The following is a 2644-nucleotide window of genomic DNA, read 5'->3' on the forward strand; positions in this document are numbered from 1 at the left end:
TACACTGTACCTTTGTCTCTCGGCCCTGGACAAGCAAAGAAATCGGAGATTCACGAAAACCGTTTAAAAACAAATAAAAACCACTTGAGCTAAACCGACGAAGGAGGTTCATGAATACCGTTGAAAATCAAATAAAAATCACTTGAGTAAAATGAAATGACATACAAATTAAGAAAGAATGATGTCAGCTTAATTAGTTGTTATCTATGTTCAATTCTTATCTCAAATAAAAAGCCGGCGCAGCCAAAATTCCCTTAACCGCAAAATAGTGTTCGAAAGCTGCGAGACCAGGAGCGAAGGCACGTAGCGACGCGGAGTTTCGAACACGGTTTTTCGACCTCGGTGTCGAAAACAGTCACTTTAGTAAGAAGCATTTTAACACCTTAGGCCATCGCTACAGCTGGCTCCTCTTTCCAAAGGTACACTGTACCTTTGTCTCTCGGCCCTGGACAAGCAAAGAAAATGAACAAATACTCTAAGCAAAGTACAATGATTTCAGTAGAGTGAATAAGTTACTTTGTGACCAAACCCCGCATACAAGTAGTGATAAACAAAAGTTATATTTTAGGAACTAAGACTATATCAACTAAATAAAAATCAATTCGGTTGAAAATAAAATCTATCAACCTCATTACTTCTAAATCCATAACGTTTAGTCGTTATCCTACTGAAAAATAGTATTTTAAGGATTTTGGGGTACTGTGGATGACCAATCTATATCAGAATAAGACGGTACAGTGAAATAAAATGAATAAATTTAGGGCTGATTAAAGAATTAGTCCAAAAAACACCCACGGGGAACACCTATGAAGGCAGCAGATGACGCTCCCCTGATATTCTATAACCAGTAAAAAATAAAATCGCGTGAAAATAGCAATCGTATGTTACCCAACCTTTGGAGGAAGTGGCGTAGTGGCTACCGAATTGGGAATTGCCTTGGCCAATAGGGGACACGAAATCCATTTTATTACCTATAAGCAACCAGTACGACTCGAGTTACTGGGTGAAAGGATCCATTTTCATGAGGTGAATGTCCCAGAATACCCCTTGTTCCATTATCAGCCGTACGAGCTGGCACTGTCCAGTAAATTGGTAGATACCATTAAATTATACGGAATAGAATTATTGCATGTTCACTATGCCATCCCCCATGCCTATGCAGGCTATATGGCAAAAAAGATGTTGGAAGAAGAGGGGATCTATGTCCCTATGATCACCACCCTGCACGGTACCGATATTACCTTGGTAGGAAGGCACCCCTTTTACAAGCCAGCGGTTACTTTTAGCATCAATAAATCCGATGTGGTCACCTCCGTTTCTGAAAATTTAAAACAAAGCACCCTTAATCTTTTTGATATTAAAAAGGAGATAGAAGTGGTGCCCAATTTTATTGATAAGCGGAAATACGGAATGCCCATTACCGATTGCCAACGGGCGTTAATGGCCAAGGATGAAGAGCGAATTGTTACCCATATCAGTAATTTTAGGCAGGTAAAACGCATCCCGGATGTGATTCACATTTTTCATAAGATCCAGGAACAAATTCCTGCAAAACTGGTAATGGTAGGGGATGGCCCTGAGAAAGAAGGGGCAGAACAGCTGTGTGCAGAACTGGGCATAGAGGATAAGGTTCTTTTCTTGGGGAATAGTAATGAGGTAGATAGAATTCTATGTTTTTCGGACCTATTTTTATTGCCTTCCCAATCGGAGAGTTTTGGATTGGCGGCTTTGGAGGCTATGATCAATCGCGTAGCAGTGGTTTCCAGTAATGCAGGGGGAATTCCTGAGGTGAATAGGCAAGGGGTTACGGGCTATTTAAGTGATGTAGGTAATGTAGATGAAATGGCATCGAATGCCCTAAAAATATTGAAGGACGATGCCACCCTGGAGAAATTTAAAGACAATGCTGCCAAGGCAGCCTTAGATTTTGATATTTTAAAAGTATTGCCCCTTTACGAGGCCATCTATGAAAAGGCGTTCGCAGAACGACACCAAAACTAAGCTGATGCGATGCTTCCTATATCTTTTATTGCTAATGGGACTTTCCTGCTCCGCTCAAAAGAAAACGGCTTCCGACCAGGAATCGGCCATCCCGCAATTGGTTTTGCATGACACCCATAGCCATTTGGAAGCCTCCCATTTTGAGGTAATCAAGGACGAAAAATCGCTAAAACTACTGTTCGCACAGCTCAACAAGACAAGAAAACCCGGCATCCCCCTTCCTCAGGTCGACTTCAATAGGGAAATCCTGTTGTTCTATGGGCCTGGGATCATCAACGGTATGCGTGACATAGAACTCCACATCCAAAAAGAATCCCAGGACAGTATTATGATAGCCGCTCTGGACACTCTCAACTCCCCAAAGGGAGAACTCATCACCACCAGTCCTTTTTGTCTCTATTCCCTTCCCAAAACAGGGAAAACGATTGTTTTTATAGAAAAGGAGTAGGTTGATTTGAAGATTAGTTGATTTGGAAATGGGAGGGATTAATGTAACCATTGATCAATGTAGCGATGTACCAATGGGTTAATTTGGAGATTTGCTAATTTGGAAATTTGGGTGTGCAGCCGTCGTTATGTAGGTATTCAAAAGTTTTTACGCCGTCAGTTCGATTTCTATGACAATTCCAAACGATTTTTATAA

At 41.2% G+C, this 2644-nt stretch carries 2 protein-coding genes; both read left to right on the plus strand.

The window, feature by feature from the left end; all coding sequences use genetic code 11:
• Window positions 1-864: 864 nt before the first annotated feature.
• Window positions 865-2001 (plus strand): N-acetyl-alpha-D-glucosaminyl L-malate synthase BshA, encoded by a 1137-nt coding sequence (bshA, locus tag BV214_RS16615; RefSeq protein WP_086478617.1) that lies wholly within the window; start codon window positions 865-867, stop codon window positions 1999-2001.
• Window positions 2002-2005: 4 nt separating this feature from the next.
• Window positions 2006-2449: a hypothetical protein gene (locus BV214_RS16620; protein WP_140157788.1), complete on the plus strand. Its 444-nt coding sequence runs from the start codon at window positions 2006-2008 to the stop codon at window positions 2447-2449.
• Window positions 2450-2644: the final 195 nt, after the last annotated feature.

Source organism: Arenibacter amylolyticus, assembly GCF_002150785.1.
Taxonomy (GTDB): Bacteria; Bacteroidota; Bacteroidia; order Flavobacteriales; family Flavobacteriaceae; genus Arenibacter; species Arenibacter amylolyticus.